The organism is Enterococcus sp. DIV0660C (assembly GCF_017316125.1).
Classification (GTDB): Bacteria; Bacillota; Bacilli; order Lactobacillales; family Enterococcaceae; genus Enterococcus_B.
On record NZ_JAFLWA010000017.1, the window covers coordinates 30,905 to 48,162 of the forward strand.

Sequence of the window (17,258 nt, forward strand, 5' to 3'; positions counted from 1 at the left end):
AAAATAAAATTGTTGAACAAACAAGAATGGAGGCCACTCAATGATTGGACCTGTAGTAAGAGAAATGCTGTTGGAAAATCAAGATACATTTTTGATCCCAGCAGAGAATGTAGCAAACGTTCTTTACCAAAATCCGCTTTCTCACGGCTTGCTTGTTTTGTCGAAAGTCGGATATTCAAAAATCCCGGTCTTAGACAAAAACGATCGCTTTGTTGGATTGATCAGCTTATCTGATGTCGTGAATAAGATGCTGGATTTGCAAAATATCAGCATGGAACCATTAGAAGGATTGACAGTCGCAGATGTAATGGAAGTAGATGTTACAACGGTTGACGAAAATTGGGAACTAGAAGATGTATTGCATTTGTTAGTTGACTCACCTTTTTTACCAGTTGTGACAAAAGACAAAGTTTTTAAAGGAATCATCACGCGAAAAGAATTATTAAAAGCAGTAAACTTCATGGTTCACGAATTAGAGAGACGAAACATTTTGACTTCTAAAACAGAAGGACTAAAAGAAACAATCAATCTGTTAAATTAAAAAAACGATGATTTTATTTTATCGGTTATTTTAAACGTTAAATAGTTGATTTAAAGCAGACATAGCAAGGTTTTTACTGCTATCTGCTTTTTTTGTTGTGCAACTTAATAACCAAACAGCCAAGCATATTTATTTCCAAAATAAGAGTAAGCGGTTACAATGTAGCTATCAAATCATAGGAGGTTCATTTATGAAAAAGCTTGGTAAAGTCTTATTGTTGGTTTTGGTCGGAATTGGTTTGTTTGGTTTTAGTGTTCCCGGATTTGCACATGGCTATGTAACCCAACCTGGTAGTCGGGCCTATTTTGGAACGGCAGCTGCAGGGAACTTAAATCAAAATGTTGGTCGTGCACAGTGGGAACCACAAAGTATTGAAGCATTGAAAAACACATTTATCGACGGAAAAATTGCAAGTGCAGGTGTAACTGGTTTCGAACCTTTAGACGAACAAACAGCGACGCGTTGGCATAAGAGTCAAATCAATACGGGTTCATTAAATGTTTCTTGGACATTAACTGCCCAACATCGCACAAGTACTTGGGATTACTATATGACAAAACCAGGTTGGAATCCTAATCAGCCATTAAAATTTAGCGATTTCGAACGAATTGGTCAAGTAAATGACAATGCAACAGTACCACCAAAATTGGTGAGCCATACTATCTCTGTTCCGCAAGATCGCAATGGTTATCACATTATTTTAGCTGTTTGGAACATTAGTGATACAGTGAATGCTTTCTATCAAGTTATGGACGTGAATGTTCAATAAAAAGTGAATATAAAAAAAGTTACAGATTATGTATATCTCTAAAGCCAAACTTTTTGGAGAAGAGCACAGTTTAAAAAAGGAGAAAAAGAGCAAAAACTCTTTTTCTCCTTTTTTGTGTTGTTACCACAAGAGTAAGTGTTACTCGTAATCTGAGACATACGGCATAAAACAACATCAGACAGTAGAAAATAAAATGACAGAATCATCATTCTGGAAATGAAAGGATCACTCTTTTTTTCGAAAGAGTTTTTAAACGATAAAAGCAGCTATCTCATCCTTTCTTTTTTGACAAATTCTTTCTTTATTTTATACAACGGGTCCGACGGGTGTATTCGGAATCGTAAATCCAGCTTTTGTCAAGGCTTGGACATATGCGCTAAGAAATTCTTCCTTTAAGACATATTGTTTGCCATTTAAAGCATAGCAGATCGTTCGAATTGCAAAGTTACTATTTCCTAGATCAACGAGACCAAAAATAGTTGGTTCAGTTTGTAATTCATTTTGATATTTTTCTGCTAGATGTTGATTGACTTGTTGGATCACTGCTTGAATTTTGTCATAACCTTCTTCAGGGACGATTCGGATATCTAAACGAACTAACATATTTGCTCGAGATAAGTTACTGATGGTCGTGATATTTCGATTGGGAATATAGTGCACGGTTCCGTCAGTTGCTTTGAGTTGTAGTGTACGGATTCCCACAGAAACAACCGTACCTTCAATGGATAAATTTGCCAATTGAATATAATCTCCAACATCCATTTGTTGCTCCATGATAATAAAAAAACCAGTAATCATGTCATTCATGAAGCCTTGCGCACCTAAACCAATAGCGACCCCAGCAATTCCGGCACCTGCTAGTAAGGAGCCAATCGGCACACCAATGACGGAAAGCAATGCATAGATAAAGAAGAAGCCAAGCGTATAATGAAAAATCGTATGAAGTAAACTGTGTAAGGTTTTTAAACGACTTTCGTTCAAACTAGCTTTTTTTGAATATTGGCTAAATGATTTATCAAGTAAATATTTTCCGATTTTGCTCAGAACACTAAAAAGAATGACTAGAAAAATCAAATACAGTGTTTTTTCAATAAAAGTTGCAAGAATCTCGTCCCAATCAATCTCATTCCAAAATCGCTGGAAGGCATTTACTTGTTGGACGGCTTGATCGGTAATTGTTTCACTTGATGTTGTTTTTGTTTCAGTTATTTGTGCTAAATACATAGAATCCTCTTTTCTTTCACTCGTTCTTTGTAACATTGTATCAAGAAGTAGAAAAAAAGAAAATGGAAGAGAAAAAGTGTCTTTCAAAATAAAAATGACAAACAACTAAGCGAATGGTAAAATATGGAGAAAAACATGAAGGGGACACGAACATGCAAATAGATTGGAATAATCTTGGGTTTTCATATATCAAAACACCTTGGCGCTACATTGCTAAATGGAAAGATGGAGAATGGAGCAAAGGTGAGTTAACAGAAGATAACTACTTAACGATTCACGAAGGATCACCTGCGTTACATTATGGACAACAATGTTTCGAAGGATTAAAAGCGTATCGTCGGAAAGATGGGAAAATCAATCTATTTCGTCCTGAACAAAATAGTCGCCGAATGAACCAAAGCGCGCGTCGTTTGTTGATGCCAATGGTTCCAGAAGAAATGTTTGTTGACGCAGTCAAAGAGGTTGTCAAAGCAAATGAAGAATTTGTACCACCTTATGGAACGGGTGCAACGCTCTATTTAAGACCTTTATTGATTGGTGTAGGGGAAAACATTGGTGTGCATCCGGCACCGGAATACTTATTTGTTGTTTTCTGTACACCAGTTGGTGCTTATTTTAAGGGTGGCTTAAAACCAACGAACTTTATCGTTTCAGATTATGACCGTGCTGCACCAAAAGGAACAGGAGCAGCTAAAGTAGGCGGCAACTATGCAGCCAGCTTATTACCTGGAACACAAGCACATGAACTAGATTATTCTGATTGTGTTTATTTAGATCCAGCAACGCATACAAAGATTGAAGAAGTCGGTGCGGCAAATTTCTTTGGCATCACGAAAGATGGGAAATTTATCACACCGCAATCACCATCTATTTTACCAAGTATCACCAAATATTCATTACTACAGTTGGCTGAAGAACGTTTAGGGATGGATGCCATCGAGGGAGATGTCTTTATTGACAAGCTTGATGAATTTGCTGAAGCAGGTGCGTGTGGGACAGCTGCAGTTATTTCACCAATTGGCGGAATCTATCATGATAATCAACTCCATGTTTTCTATAGTGAAACAGAAGTGGGTCCTGTAACGAAACGTTTATATGACGAGTTAACGGGTATTCAGTTTGGGGATGTAGAAGCACCTGAAGGTTGGATCCAAGTAGTGGAATAGTACAAGAACCATTACTTTTTAATAAAGTTAAACATACAAAGAAGCTGGAAAGTTATTTTCCAGCTTCTTTTGTTGTTGCTCAATCAAATGATAGATGTAAAAAAGCGGATGACGTATTCGCCAACCGCAGCTTTATAAATTGTTTCTAAAGAATATTAGATGTTTTTATGATAAGTGAACACCTTTGTCAACATAAATGATGTCACCAATCATACCGCTTGAAAGTGGGCTAATCAAGAAGGCACAAGCATTGCCGACTTCTTCAATTGTGACACCTTGTTGATCTGGTGTACGTGATTCTGATAATTGAATTAGCTTTTGGTAATCTTTGACGCCTGTCACAGCTAGAGTTTTAATTGCACCAGCAGAGATTCCGTTAACGCGGATACCTTTTGGTGAAAGTTCTGCAGCTAAGTAACGAATAGCTGCTTCAAGTGACGCTTTAGCGATGCCCATCATGTTGTAGTTTGGAATTGCACGTTCTGATCCAAGATAAGACATGCTGACGATCCCGCTGTTTTGTGCTAAATACTTTTGTGCATATTTTGTTACAGCGATTAGGGAATAGCTACTGATATCTTGAGCTAATTGATAACCATCTCTTGAAATATCTGAAACATTACCTGATAATTCTTCTTTATTTGCATAAGCGATTGCGTGAACAAGTCCGTGAATCTCACCAGCGTAAGCGCCGATGGCATCCATTGCTTGCTCGATACTTTCGTCACTAGCGACATCACACTCAACAGTAAAAGCATCTTCACCAACTAATTTCAGTAAAGATTTTTTCATGCGTTCATTTTGATAAGTATAGATGATTTCTGCCCCTTGTTTTTGCATAGCTTCGGCACAGCCCCATGCAATACTTTTTTTGTTTGCGACGCCCATGATGACGATTTTTTTTCCTTTTAAAAATGACATATTGACTCTCCTTTGTTTCGCGAAAAATTTCGTTGTCTAGTAAAAAAGTAGGATAAAAAGATAAGTGCTTAAAAAATAACTTCCTTGATTTCTTATTATTAGGCAAAATGCTTTGATTGTCAAACTATTTTTTTGATAATAAAAAAAAGATTGCTAAATAATTAGGAATATGATACTTTGATAATCAAAGTAATAAATGAATTGGCATTTGCCTGAAACGAAAGAAGGAGCATGTATATGTCTTATGTTTTATCTGCTACAGAAGTAATGGATTTGATTCCTAATCGCTACCCGATTTGCTATATTGACTATGTGGACACATTAGAACCAGGAAAGAAAATAGTTGCAACTAAAAACGTGACAATTAATGAAGATTTTTTTCAAGGACATTTTCCAGATAATCCAGTGATGCCGGGAGCTTTGATTTTAGAAACTTTGGCGCAAGCTGGTTCCATTTTAATTTTGAAATCAGAAGAATTTTTAGGGAAACGTGCCTATATTGGGGGAATCAATAAAGCCAAATTCCGTCAAAAAGTTGTACCTGGAGATGTCATGAAATGTCATTTTGAAATCACAAAATTAAAAGGAGCTGTTGGCACTGCACTATCAGCTGCTTACGTTGATGACAAAAAAGTCTGCGAATGTGAATTCACTTTTATCGTAAACCAAGATGCTTAATGCGCTGCTTTTTTAATGTAATCAAACAAAAGAGGAGAAGACTTGTTTAAAAGTCCTCTCCTCTTTTTACGTGCTTATTTTGTTTTAGCTTCTTGTAAAACTTTGATACTTTCGATTTTTACGTCGGCTTTTGGCTTGTCATTGCTATCTGTCTCAACTTGAGCAATTTTATCCACAACATCCATGCCTTCGATGACTTGTCCGAAAACAGTATAGCTACCATCTAAACTTGGATAGCCACCTTTTTTATACGCATCGATAATTGCGCGAGGGTAGTCATCTTTTAGTAAGCCGTCATGGACGTCATCAGAATTTTGGACGATAAAGAATTGACTGCCATTACTGTTTGGATTTTGAGAGCGCGCCATTGAAAGTGCGCCACGGATGTTGTACAACTGATTTGAAATTTCTGTTTCAAATCCTTCGCCCCAAATACTTTCGCCACCCGTGCCATCACCTTTTGGATCGCCACCTTGAATCATGAAGTCTTTAATTACTCGATGGAAAGTCAAACCATCATAATAGCCATCTTTGGCATGTGTCAAAAAGTTTTCGACTGCTTTTGGTGCTAATTCAGGGAACAATTTGATTTTGATCGTTCCTTCGCTAGTGGTCATTTCGACCAATGCTTCATTTGCAGCAACTTCGTTCGTTAATTGAGGTAATTCTAATGCGTTTAGGTCAACGCTACTTTCAGTCGTACTTTCTGCAGTGCTTGCTTTTGTGCTTGAAGTAGTTGTTTGATTTGTTGAACAACCCGCAACAGCTAGTAGAGCTGCAGCTAATCCAAATGTTAACATTATTTTTTTCTTTTTCATATCTGGATCCTTTCTTTCTTAAAAATAGTCTATATTTATGATAGCAAATTCTCGAGCAAAAACCTAATGAAAATTGGAAAGTAATTTTCTTTTTGAAGCAGTAGCAAAAGGTGTAGACCATTTGTATCATGTTTGTTATAATGTAAGTGGATACAAAAAAGCAAACCGCTAGGAGGCAATAGGATTATGGGAAAACTTGGAGTTTCGATTTACCCAGAACGCTCAACATTTGAAAAGGATAAAGCATATTTAAATCTAGCACACAAATATGGATTTAAACGCGTATTTACAAGCTTGCTGCAAGTGAACGATGACAAAGAGCAAGTATTAGCCGAATTTACAAAAGTAGTCGACTATGCGAATAGCTTAGGAATGGAAGTAATGGTGGATATTAATCCTGCCTTATTTGAACAACTTGAGATCTCTTATGATGACTTATCATTTTTTGATGAAATGGGTGCATATGGTGTACGTTTAGATATTGGTTTTACGGGTGCAGAAGAAGCAAAGATGACACGTAACCCATATGGAATCAAAATTGAAATCAATATGAGCTCTGGAACAAACTACGTGGATAACATCATGAGTTATTCACCAAATACAAATAATTTATTGGGGTCACATAACTTTTATCCACATCGCTATTCTGGTTTAAGTTACGATCACTTTGTTTATTGCTCAGAAAAATTCAGAAAATATAATTTGAATACAATGGCTTTTGTGAATTCACAAGTTGCAACGTTCGGTCCATGGCCAACACAGGATGGTTTGTGTTCATTAGAAGACCATCGTGACTTAGAAATTTCAACACAAGTAAAACATTTGATGTTGACTGGTTTGATCGATGATATTTCTGTTGGGAACGCCTATGCAAGTGAAGAAGAGTTAAAAGCAATGGCAGAAGCCTTCAACGCAGATTACCCAACGCTAAAAGTCGATGTAGAAGAAGGAATTACAGAAGACGAACGGATTTGTCTATTTGATAACTTACACAGTTACCGAGGAGACCGTTCAGAGTATATTTTACGTTCGACAATGACACGTATTTATTACAAAGAGAAACCTTTCCCAGCTCATAATACTCGTGATATGACTCACGGAGATGTTTTGATTGATAATGTTGGCTACGGTCAATATAAAGGTGAAACACAAATTGCTCTGAAAGAAATGAAAAATGATGGACGAGTGAATGTGGTCGGCCGAATTTCAGCAGATGAATTATTCTTGCTTGATTTCTTGAAACCATGGTCAAGCTTTAAATTGATTGAAAATATGAAATAAGGTTGTGGTGCAAAACGCTCAGCTCCGACGAGATAGTGAGCAGATACTTAAAATAGCTTTTCATATTTTAAAGTGGATGCAAGCTATATGGAGGAGTTGTTTTGGGAACACCGTAGAAAAAGGTTGTGGTACAAAACGCTCAGCTCCGACGAGATAGCGAGCAGATACTTAAAATAGCTTTTCATATTTTAAAGTGGGTGCAAGCTATATGGAGGAGCTGTTTTGGGAACACCGTAGAAAAAGGTTATGGTTCCAAGCGTTAAACTTCAAGCAATAAATTAAAAGAATCAAACAGCCTTTCAAAATATGTTTTTATCATACGCACTTCCAAAAGGATCAGGACTTGAAATTGTCTTGGTCCTTTTTTGTTTGTCAAATCGATTTGCATCAGGCACAGACATTGATTATACTTAGAACTAAATTTGTTCGTTTCGTGATTTATTTTTAATTTAAATGATAGGAGAAAGATGAAAAATATGAAACTTTGGGTAAAAATTAGTATTGGCGTGATCCTACTATTCACGATTGGGTTAATTTTTGCAGCGAATTATTTTTATAATTATGCGATCGTTCCAGCACCAAAAGATTTTATCGGCGAAGATACACCTGGTACTACAAAAACGGCAGAAGAAACTGCAACGCAAACCTGGTTCAAAGCAAAAGAAAACCGCACGTATTGGACCATTAAATCAGAGGATCAACTAAAACTTTCTGCCATTTATCTTCCTGCAGCTAAACCAAGTAATCAGACAGTGATTGCAGCGCATGGCTATATGGGTGATGCGGAAACGATGGCAAACTACGCTAAAATTTTCCATGATCTAGGCTACAATGTCCTACTTCCAGATGCACGAGGACATGGGAAAAGTGAAGGGAATTATATTGGATTTGGTTGGCCAGAAAGAAAAGACTATGTAAAGTGGATCAACAAAGTTCTTGAAACAAATGGCAAACAAGAAGAAATCGCTCTTTATGGAATCAGCATGGGTGGGGCAACAGTCATGATGACCAGCGGAGAACAACTACCTGATAATGTGAAAGCAATTATTGAGGACTGTGGCTATTCTTCTGTAAATGAGGAGCTTTCATATCAATTAGCAGATATGTTTAATCTACCCGCATTTCCATTGATGCCTGCTACTAGTTTAATGACGAAAGTTCGAGCAGGTTACTCTTTTAATGAAGCAAGTGCAGTCAAACAATTGAAGAAAAATGAAACGCCAATGCTCTTTATTCACGGTGACGAAGATACCTTTGTTCCATTTAAAATGTTAAATGAAGTTTATGAAGCGACCAACGCACCAAAAGAAAAATATGTCGTAAAGGGCGCAGAACATGCGAAAGCTTACTCTGTAGATCCAGATAAATACCAGCAGGTAGTAAAAGACTTTCTAGCGAAGTACTTTTAAGTGTGTGAAGGTGAAACAGGAACTTCGTGATACTAACTATAAAAAAGAAGCCGAGACATTTGTCTCAGCTTCTTTTTAGTGTCGCAAGAAATTTTTAGTGAAAAATTTCTTATAAGTTAGCGAATTTTTCTAACAAACGAATCATTTGGCAAGTGAATCCATATTCGTTATCGTACCAAGCAACAGTTTTAACAAGTTGGTAATCACCAGCTGAAGTTACTTCTGTTTGTGTTGGATCGAAGATTGAACCTTGAGTTGTTCCGATTACGTCACCAGAAACGATTTCGCGATCATCATAACCAAATGATGGGTTGTCAATTGTATGTTTTTTAATTGCTTCATTGACTTCATCCGCAGTTACTTTTGTTTTTAAGATTGATACTAATTCTGTTAATGAACCATCAACAACAGGGACACGTTGAGCATGACCTTGTAATTTACCATTCAATTCAGGGATAACTAAGCCGATTGCTTTTGCAGCACCAGTTGAGTGAGGGATTGTGTTGTCAGCAGCAGAACGAGCAGCACGTAAATTTCCGCCTTTTACTGGTCCATCTAATAACATTTGTGTTGAAGTATAAGCATGAACAGTTGTCATTGTACCAACTTCGATACCAAATTCATTATTTAAGAAATAAGCCATTGGTGCCAAGCAGTTTGTTGTACATGATCCAGCAGAGATGATTTTATCATTTGCATCTAAAGTGTCGTCGTTTACGTTATAAACGATTGTTTTCATTGCGCCAGCTGGAGCAGAGATCACAACGCGTTTAACGCCTGCATCTAAGTGAGCTTGTGCTTTTTCTTCTGAAGTATAAAAACCAGTACATTCTAGTACGATGTCTACTCCATTTTCTTTTACCCAAGGGATTTTACTTGCATCAGGTTCAGCATAAACACGAGTTGCTTCACCATCAACCACGATTGAGTCTTCTGTAGCAGTAACTGTTCCAGGATAAGTACCATGTGTTGAATCGAATTGCAATAATTGTGCTAACATAGTTGGACTTGTTAAATCGTTGATTGCAACTACTTCGATGTCATCAGATACTTCTTTGATACGACGATACGCTAAGCGTCCAATACGTCCGAATCCATTAATACCTACTTTTACTGTCATAATCAAAAGTTCCTCCTTTAATTTAGGCTGTGAAAGTGCCGCAACCTCTCTTAATACGATTTAAGTTTGCTACTAAAATTAGAATTTGTCAAAAAATTTATCTTTTCACTTGATTTTTCTGAAACTTCCAAATGGATTTGCTAAAAATACAAAAATTGGTAAGAGATAGCAAAGTTTTGGCTGAAAAGATAGACAAAACATGATTTCATCGCTAAAATAAATAGGACTTTTGTTTATTGTGGAAATTCAGGTAGTCGAGAAATTTAAATAAATAAATACAATAGGAGGACGAGAATATGTCCATGTTTTTAGATCAAGTGACAATCGATGTGAAAGCTGGTAAGGGCGGCGACGGAATGGTTGCTTTTCGTAGAGAAAAGTATGTTCCTGATGGCGGACCAGCTGGTGGTGATGGTGGTCACGGTGGCGATGTTATTTTAGTGGTTGATGAAGGCTTGCGCACATTGATGGACTTTCGTTTTAATCGTCATTTTAAAGCACAACCAGGTGAAAATGGAATGAGCAAGGGGATGCATGGCCGAGGTTCAGATGACACATATGTTAAAGTCCCTCAAGGAACAACTGTACGTGATGCAGAAACAGGCGCTTTACTAGGCGATTTGATTGAAAACGGTCAAACTTTAGTAGTTGCAAAAGGTGGACGTGGCGGTCGCGGAAATATTCGCTTTGCTTCACCACGAAACCCTGCACCGGAAATCGCAGAAAATGGTGAGCCAGGACAAGAGCGTAAAATTGAATTGGAATTAAAAGTCTTAGCCGATGTTGGTTTAGTTGGTTTTCCTTCAGTCGGAAAATCTACATTACTTTCAGTTATCTCTTCTGCACGACCAAAAATCGGTGCTTATCACTTTACTACGTTAGTTCCTAATCTTGGAATGGTAACAACGACTGATGGTCGTAGCTTTGCGGCAGCTGACTTACCAGGATTAATTGAAGGAGCTTCACAAGGTGTTGGGCTAGGAACGCAATTCTTACGGCATATTGAACGTACCCGTGTTATTTTACATGTGATCGATATGAGCGGAATGGAAGGGCGCGACCCTTACGAAGATTATCTAGCAATCAATCATGAATTATCTACTTATAATTTGCGTTTATTAGAACGTCCACAGTTGATTGTTGCGAATAAAATGGATATGCCAGATGCAGAAGAAAATTTGGTGAAATTCAAAGAGCAATTGAATAAAGAAAAAGCAGATGAATTTGCAGATGATATTCCAGTATTTCCAATTTCTGGTGTGACTCGTAAAGGACTGGATGCATTATTGAATGCAACTGCTGATTTATTAGAAGTAACACCAGAATTTCCTCTTTATGATGAAGAAATCGAGGAAGAAACAGTTCATTATGGATTTACACCAGAAGGACCAGAATTCAAAATTGATCGTGAACCAGATGCAACTTGGGTATTGACTGGTGAGAAAATCGAAAAATTATTCCAAATGACGAATTTCGATCACGACGAAACAGTTATGCGTTTTGCACGTCAATTACGTGGAATGGGTGTGGACGAAGCATTACGTGCTCGTGGTGCGAAAGATGGAGATATTGTTCGCATTGGAGAATTTGAATTTGAATTTGTTGAATAAAATAAGTAAGAGAGGGGACAAAAATTTTGTCCCCTCTCTTTTGTTTTTTTTATATTGAAATAAGCGCTTTCGTTTAGAGGTTTTTATTTTATTTCTAACTCAATCAAAGGTAAAATGAAAGGAACGCAAAAAGTAAGGAGTGAGTCAAATGAACAAACGAGTGATTATTTTAAATTTTGATGTGGAGAGTCAAGCTTATCAAGCCTTTTCTGAAATCAAAAAGCTTCATGCTACTCGACAAATTAAGGGGGAACAAATGGCTGTCATCAGTCATGATCCAAATGGCACACATCAATTTAAAGTAGAAGACTTTATCGACTTTACCGGAAGTAATAAATCTTCAAAAGGTGGCATGATCGGTATGCTCGTTGGTATTTTAGGCGGTCCGCTCGGTATTTTACTTGGTTGGTTTGCAGGTGGAATGATTGGAGCAACCCAAGATGCAAAAGAGATTCAAAACGCGCAAACCGTTTTTGACTTTGTTGGTGATAAAATTGGCGAGGGTGCTACAGGTCTGATTTTGATTGCTGAAGAAGAAGACAATCGCCCATTGAACCAATTAGTTATGATGGAACTTGGTGGTGAAATCACACGATTAGATTATGATGAGGTCGAAAAAGATGTAGCGGATGCGAAAGAAATTGAACGTAGTACGAAAGAAGCAGCACAAAAAACTTGGAGTGAAAAACATCCACCAGTTGAAAATCAACCAATAGATAAGGGCAATTCACAAGAATAAGTTCCGTTTTCTTTTTTAGTTGGGTAATTCTGATGAAAAAAGTAAATTCTGGCAGAGAAAAGTGTATTTTAGGCACGTTTCTCTGTCTTTTTCGGTTGCTTATCCGTTGATTTTCCCCTAAAATTAGAGGGAACTCACAGAAAGTCAGGTAGATTATGGAATTACAATTTTTAGGGACAGGTGCAGGAGTGCCTGCAAAGCAGCGAAATGTAACAAGTATCGCGTTAAAATTATTAGATGAACGCAATGAAATTTGGTTATTTGATTGTGGTGAAGGCACACAAATGCAAATTTTGCGTACAAATATTCGTCCAAGAAAAATCGAAAAAATCTTTATTACACATTTACATGGGGATCATATTTTTGGTTTGCCAGGTTTGATTAGTAGTCGCTCATTCCAAGGTGGAGATACTCCATTGGAAATCTATGGTCCCAAAGGAGTAGAACAGTTTGTTAAGACGGCTCTATCTGTTTCACAAACTCGTTTAAGTTATCCGTTGAAATTTATTGAAGTTCGTGAGGATGAACCTATTTTTAAAGATCAACAATTTGCAGTATACACAAAGAAATTAAATCATGGAATCGATAGTTACGGATATCGTGTTGTCGAACAGGATCATAAGGGTGAGCTGCAAGTAGAACGCCTGAAAGAATTAGGTGTGCCTGCTGGTCCGATTTATGGCCAGTTGAAACGTGGCGAAACAGTTCGATTAGAAGATGGGGCAATAATTAATGGCAAAGAATTTGTTGGTCCAGATAAAAAAGGACGAATCGTAACGATTTTAGGTGATACAAGAAAAACGGCTAGTGCTATTGAACTTGCTAAAAACAGTGACGTATTGGTTCATGAAAGTACCTTTAACAAAAATGAAGCAAAAATGGCGCATAATTATTTTCACTCAACTTCTCATCAAGCAGCAGAAGTTGCCACGGAAGCAAAGACTGCACGATTATTGTTGACGCATATTAGCGCTCGATATGTTGGTAAAGCGGCCTTAGAGCTGGAAAAGGAAGCACGAGAAATTTTCCCAAATACAACGATCATGAAAGATTTTGATGTGATTGAGATTCCATTTAGAGATGAGGAGGAATTGTCATGAAATTAGCCAATAAAGTGGTACTAGTAACTGGCGGCTCTGCGGGATTAGGTGCAGAAATCTGTTACGAAGCGGCAAGACAAGGAGCGATTGTGGTTACTTGTGCTCGACGGATTCAATTGATTGGAGAAGTAAAAACAAAGTGCCAAGAATTAAGTGGAAAAGAAGCGTATGCTTTTCAAGTTGATGTTAGCAATCCAGAAAGTGTAGAAAGTTTGTATGAAAAAGTAATGACGGAAGTCGGACGAGTGGATGTTTTGGTCAATAATGCTGGCTTTGGTATCTTCGAAGATTTTCTGCAATTTGATTTAGGCAAAGCTTATGATATGTTTGAAGTTAATGTGTTAGGTATGATGGTCTTGACACAAAAATTCGCCATCGATATGGCTGAAAGAAAAAGTGGCCACATCATTAATCTAGCATCAATGGCAGGGAAAATGGCTACAGCCAAATCAACGATTTACTCTGCAACTAAGTTTGCTGTGATTGGTTTTTCAAATGCATTAAGATTGGAATTAAAACCATTAGGGGTTACAGTCACGACGGTTAATCCAGGACCAATTGCTACAGAATTTTTCGATAAAGCAGATCCAAGTGGAGAATATTTAGCAAACTTAGGACAAATCGTATTGGATCCAACTAAGTTAGCTAAACAAATTGTGCGGAGTATGAGTCATCCAAAACGTGAAATCAACCAGCCTGTTGTCATGGAAATTGCAGCCAAATTCTATACGCTTTTCCCGCATATTGGAGATTACTTAGCTGGAGGAATTTTTAACAAAAAGTAGGTGGAAAAATGAAAAAACAAAGTAGTGTGATTTTAGGTTTTATTTTAGTATTAGTAATCGTTTTATTTGCAGTATTCAATATTGAACAAGTTCCAGTGAGTCTTGGCTTCGCTTCATTTTCAGCACCATTGATTTTAGTTATTATTGGTTCAGCACTGATTGGTGCTTTGATCGTCTTTTTAACAGCTTCGGCTAGTTTGTGGCAACAAAAAAAAGAAATCAAAAACTTGACACAGGAACTTGCAGAGCATCAAACTAATTTACAACAAAAAATTGAAGCAGCAAAAGAAGAACAACAACGAGAGTTTCGCAACGAACGAGCAGAGCTAGAAGCTGCTTACCAAGCAGAACTACAAGCAAAAACAGTGGAAATCAGCCAATTAGAAGAAACTGGCAATGCTAAAGAAGATCGTGCGCAATCGCCACAACAAAGCTTCAATTATTTTGACTAACCGGTAAACTAGAAAAGGAGTACGATGATATCGTACTCCTTTTTCTTTTGTCCCTGTATAGCGGAAGTCTAATAGTTACTAAATGAGAGAGGTATTTATCCAAGAAATGAGTAAAGAAAGATTGACCACTTATCTTTTGGAGCTGGCCGCTTGAGCTACAACCTTATTCACGGTGTTCCCCAAGTAACTCCTTGAAATAATTCTCAATTGTCTAAAATATGAAAAGCTATTTTTGCCAGTTGCTCATTATTTTTTTAAACTGACCGCTTGGAGCTACAACGTTCTTTTCCCCCTCTTCTTTTTGTCGTTTTCGTTTGCTATAATAACTAAGTTAGGAGTGAGACAGTGAAGCAAGCAAATTATGATTGGAAATTAAGTACCGGAGAACCTTCTGAGGCTTTTTTTCAGCTAATCAATAACCATAACTTATCTCCTTTTATTGGCAGAATGCTTTGGCAGCGCGGATATCAGGAAGAACAAGAAATCAAACAGTTTTTACATCCAAAAGAACAAGAATTACATGATCCCTATTTGATGCATGACATGGATAAAGCAATCAATAGAATCCAAGAAGCAGTTATCAGTGGCGAAAAAATTCTAGTTTATGGCGATTACGATGCCGATGGAATCACAAGTACGACAATCATGAAAGAAACACTTGAATTACTAGGAGCCGAAGTAGAAGCTTTCTTACCTAATCGTTTTGAACATGGCTACGGCCCAAATCAAGCGGTCTACAAAGAGAAAATCAGTCAAGGGACACAATTGATTGTCACAGTTGATAACGGCGTTGCTGGAAATGAAGCAATTGCTTATGCTCAAAGTGTTGGAGTTGACGTTATTGTAACTGATCATCATGAAATGCCAGCTGTGTTACCAGATGCTTTTGCCATCGTCCATCCACGACATCCAGATGGAAACTATCCATTTACAGATTTAGCAGGCGTAGGTGTGGCTTTCAAAGTAGCAACAGCTTTGTTGGAAGAAGCACCAGCAGAATTTTTAGATCTGGTTGCAATTGGGACAGTCGCTGATCTAGTGTCGCTAACTGGGGAAAATCGTAGTTTGGTCTCACTAGGCATTGATGCAATTCGTCATTCAGAAAGAATTGGGTTACAAGCATTGTTTGCTGAAAGTGGCGCGAAAATGAAAGATGCTGATGAAATGACGATTGGTTTTTCGATTGCACCGCGCTTGAATGCAATTGGTCGAATGGGCGATCCTAATCCAGCTGTTGAACTGATGGCGACCTTTGATGAAGAAGTTGCACACACACAAGCAAAAAAATTAAATGAAATCAATGAAGAACGAAAAAGTATTGTTGAAGAAATCACACAGGAAGCATTAGCTATGGTAAATTCTGCTAACAGTATCCATTTATTAGCGAATAGCGGTTGGCATGAAGGAGTCTTGGGAATCGTGGCAGGTAAAATCATGAATGAGACAGGTAAGCCAACTATCGTACTGACTTTAAAAGAAGATGGAACTGCCAAAGGTTCAGGCCGCAGCGTAGAAGCTTTGAATCTTTATGAAATGTTGAGCCAAACAAGAGATTTATTTACCTATTTTGGTGGACATCATGCAGCTGTTGGTTTAACTATGCCTCAAGAAAATCTTGAAGTGTTACAAGAAAAAATGAATGAGTATGTAAAAGAAAACAAGATTGATCTAACAAAGGGACCAACAATGCAAATTGATGAGGTGCTTTCACCTAAAGATGCTTCTTTGACATTGTTAGATGAGCTGAAATTATTAGCACCTTTTGGGACAGATAATCCTGTGCCACAGTTTTTATTCCAACAGGTGACAGCCAAACAAGTGAAAAAGATTGGTGCAAATCAACAACATTTGAAATTTGTTTTAACAGATGAGGGTGAACAGCTGGATGCAGTTGCCTTTGGGTTTGGCTCTCAGGAAAGTGAACTGTTGAATGATTCACTTGATATTGTTGGCAAACTCTCCGTGAATGAATGGAATGGTCAAAAAAAGGTGCAACTGTTGGTTTCTGATTTTGAGGTCAAAGGGCTGCAAGTATTTGATTGGCGTGCAAAACGATTTCGAGATCAAGAGGCGTTACCAGAAAAAGCATGTTATCTAGCTTTTGATGAAGCAGTTAAAAAACAAGTTTCGCCAAGTATTCGCGAGCAAGTAGTTATCTTTGAAAAAATGGATCAGATGAAGCGTTGGGTGGAGACGAATCAACCAGAATCACTTGTGTTAGTGGATTGTCCAACTGAACTTGATGAGTTGAAAGCTGTTTTTAATGCAGGAACGTTTAGCCGAGTTTATTTATTAGGGATCTCTTCACAAGAAGCTTATCTGAATGGAGTAGGCTCTAGAGAACAATATGCTCGTTTGTTCCAGTTTATTAAAACACAAGATAAAGTTGATATTCGTTATAAGACAAAAGCAGTCGCTCAGTATTTGAAAATTCCAGAAAAATTATTAATTTTTATGATTCAGGTGTTTTTTGAATTGAAATTTGTTACAATAGACGATGGTGTTTTACAAAAAGTCGCCCATCCAGAAAGTCACCCGTTGACTGAAAGCACTCTGTATCAACAGCGACTAAAGAAAATTAAAGTTGAGGAATTCTTACTATTAAGTGATATTCCTACCATTAAGAAATGGCTAACAACCTAGGA

Annotated in this window: 16 protein-coding genes; 12 read left to right on the top strand and 4 right to left on the bottom strand. The window is 37.5% G+C overall.

Annotation, left to right across the window (positions count from 1 at the left end; genetic code table 11):
* Nucleotides 1-40 precede the first annotated feature (40 nt).
* Both cbpB and DOK81_RS04370 read left to right on the top strand, forming a co-directional pair.
* A complete protein-coding gene (gene cbpB, locus DOK81_RS04365) occupies nucleotides 41-541 on the top strand; it encodes a cyclic-di-AMP-binding protein CbpB (protein WP_206908757.1) in 501 nt (166 codons plus the stop codon).
* Nucleotides 542-731: 190 nt separating this feature from the next.
* Nucleotides 732-1,310, top strand: a complete 579-nt coding sequence (locus DOK81_RS04370; protein ID WP_206908760.1) for a lytic polysaccharide monooxygenase — start codon at nucleotides 732-734, stop codon at nucleotides 1,308-1,310.
* Nucleotides 1,311-1,616: 306 nt separating this feature from the next.
* Here DOK81_RS04370 and DOK81_RS04375 read toward each other — a convergent pair whose 3' ends face one another.
* Nucleotides 1,617-2,534, bottom strand: a complete 918-nt coding sequence (locus DOK81_RS04375) for a mechanosensitive ion channel family protein (RefSeq protein ID WP_206908761.1) — start codon at nucleotides 2,532-2,534, stop codon at nucleotides 1,617-1,619.
* Between the two features lie 113 nt (nucleotides 2,535-2,647).
* Between DOK81_RS04375 and DOK81_RS04380 the strand changes: the two genes are divergently transcribed.
* A complete protein-coding gene (locus DOK81_RS04380; protein WP_206908763.1) occupies nucleotides 2,648-3,700 on the top strand; it encodes a branched-chain amino acid aminotransferase in 1,053 nt (350 codons plus the stop codon).
* A gap of 165 nt (nucleotides 3,701-3,865) precedes the next feature.
* Here DOK81_RS04380 and fabI read toward each other — a convergent pair whose 3' ends face one another.
* Entirely contained in the window at nucleotides 3,866-4,621 is a 756-nt protein-coding gene (fabI, locus tag DOK81_RS04385) for an enoyl-ACP reductase FabI (protein ID WP_206908765.1), read from the bottom strand.
* Nucleotides 4,622-4,858: 237 nt separating this feature from the next.
* Between fabI and fabZ the strand changes: the two genes are divergently transcribed.
* Entirely contained in the window at nucleotides 4,859-5,299 is a 441-nt protein-coding gene (gene fabZ / locus DOK81_RS04390; protein ID WP_067482356.1) for a 3-hydroxyacyl-ACP dehydratase FabZ, read from the top strand.
* Nucleotides 5,300-5,373: 74 nt separating this feature from the next.
* Here the strand turns inward: fabZ and DOK81_RS04395 are convergent, their stop codons facing one another.
* Nucleotides 5,374-6,117: a peptidylprolyl isomerase gene (locus DOK81_RS04395; protein ID WP_206908784.1), complete on the bottom strand. Its 744-nt coding sequence runs from the start codon at nucleotides 6,115-6,117 to the stop codon at nucleotides 5,374-5,376.
* A gap of 186 nt (nucleotides 6,118-6,303) precedes the next feature.
* On the opposite strand from DOK81_RS04395, the gene DOK81_RS04400 reads away from it, so the two are divergent.
* Together DOK81_RS04400 and DOK81_RS04405 are read left to right on the top strand one after the other, a co-directional pair.
* Nucleotides 6,304-7,398, top strand: coding sequence for a DUF871 domain-containing protein (locus DOK81_RS04400; protein ID WP_206908786.1), 1,095 nt, complete (start codon nucleotides 6,304-6,306; stop codon nucleotides 7,396-7,398).
* A 476-nt stretch (nucleotides 7,399-7,874) separates the two neighbouring features.
* The gene (locus DOK81_RS04405) at nucleotides 7,875-8,807 is read left to right on the top strand and encodes an alpha/beta hydrolase (protein ID WP_206908788.1); all 933 of its coding nucleotides are present in this window, start codon (nucleotides 7,875-7,877) and stop codon (nucleotides 8,805-8,807) included.
* Between the two features lie 109 nt (nucleotides 8,808-8,916).
* Here the strand turns inward: DOK81_RS04405 and gap are convergent, their stop codons facing one another.
* Nucleotides 8,917-9,927, bottom strand: a complete 1,011-nt coding sequence (gene gap, locus DOK81_RS04410) for a type I glyceraldehyde-3-phosphate dehydrogenase (RefSeq protein ID WP_206899084.1) — start codon at nucleotides 9,925-9,927, stop codon at nucleotides 8,917-8,919.
* Between the two features lie 296 nt (nucleotides 9,928-10,223).
* Between gap and obgE the strand changes: the two genes are divergently transcribed.
* The 6 genes from obgE (at nucleotide 10,224) to recJ (ending at nucleotide 17,256) form a co-directional block, all read left to right on the top strand.
* Nucleotides 10,224-11,537, top strand: a complete 1,314-nt coding sequence (gene obgE, locus DOK81_RS04415; RefSeq protein ID WP_277988512.1) for a GTPase ObgE — start codon at nucleotides 10,224-10,226, stop codon at nucleotides 11,535-11,537.
* 148 nt (nucleotides 11,538-11,685) lie between these two features.
* Nucleotides 11,686-12,276 carry a DUF1269 domain-containing protein gene (locus tag DOK81_RS04420; protein WP_206908790.1) on the top strand — a complete coding sequence of 197 codons (591 nt, stop codon included), beginning with the start codon at nucleotides 11,686-11,688 and terminating at the stop codon, nucleotides 12,274-12,276.
* A gap of 155 nt (nucleotides 12,277-12,431) precedes the next feature.
* Nucleotides 12,432-13,376 carry a ribonuclease Z gene (gene rnz, locus DOK81_RS04425; protein WP_206908792.1) on the top strand — a complete coding sequence of 315 codons (945 nt, stop codon included), beginning with the start codon at nucleotides 12,432-12,434 and terminating at the stop codon, nucleotides 13,374-13,376.
* A complete protein-coding gene (locus DOK81_RS04430; protein ID WP_206908794.1) occupies nucleotides 13,373-14,161 on the top strand; it encodes an SDR family oxidoreductase in 789 nt (262 codons plus the stop codon). Before rnz ends, DOK81_RS04430 begins: the two co-directional genes overlap by 4 nt.
* Nucleotides 14,162-14,169: 8 nt before the next feature.
* Nucleotides 14,170-14,613: a lipopolysaccharide assembly protein LapA domain-containing protein gene (locus tag DOK81_RS04435; protein ID WP_206908795.1), complete on the top strand. Its 444-nt coding sequence runs from the start codon at nucleotides 14,170-14,172 to the stop codon at nucleotides 14,611-14,613.
* Between the two features lie 345 nt (nucleotides 14,614-14,958).
* Nucleotides 14,959-17,256 (top strand): single-stranded-DNA-specific exonuclease RecJ, encoded by a 2,298-nt coding sequence (gene recJ, locus DOK81_RS04440; RefSeq protein ID WP_206908798.1) that lies wholly within the window; start codon nucleotides 14,959-14,961, stop codon nucleotides 17,254-17,256.
* Nucleotides 17,257-17,258 lie beyond the last annotated feature (2 nt).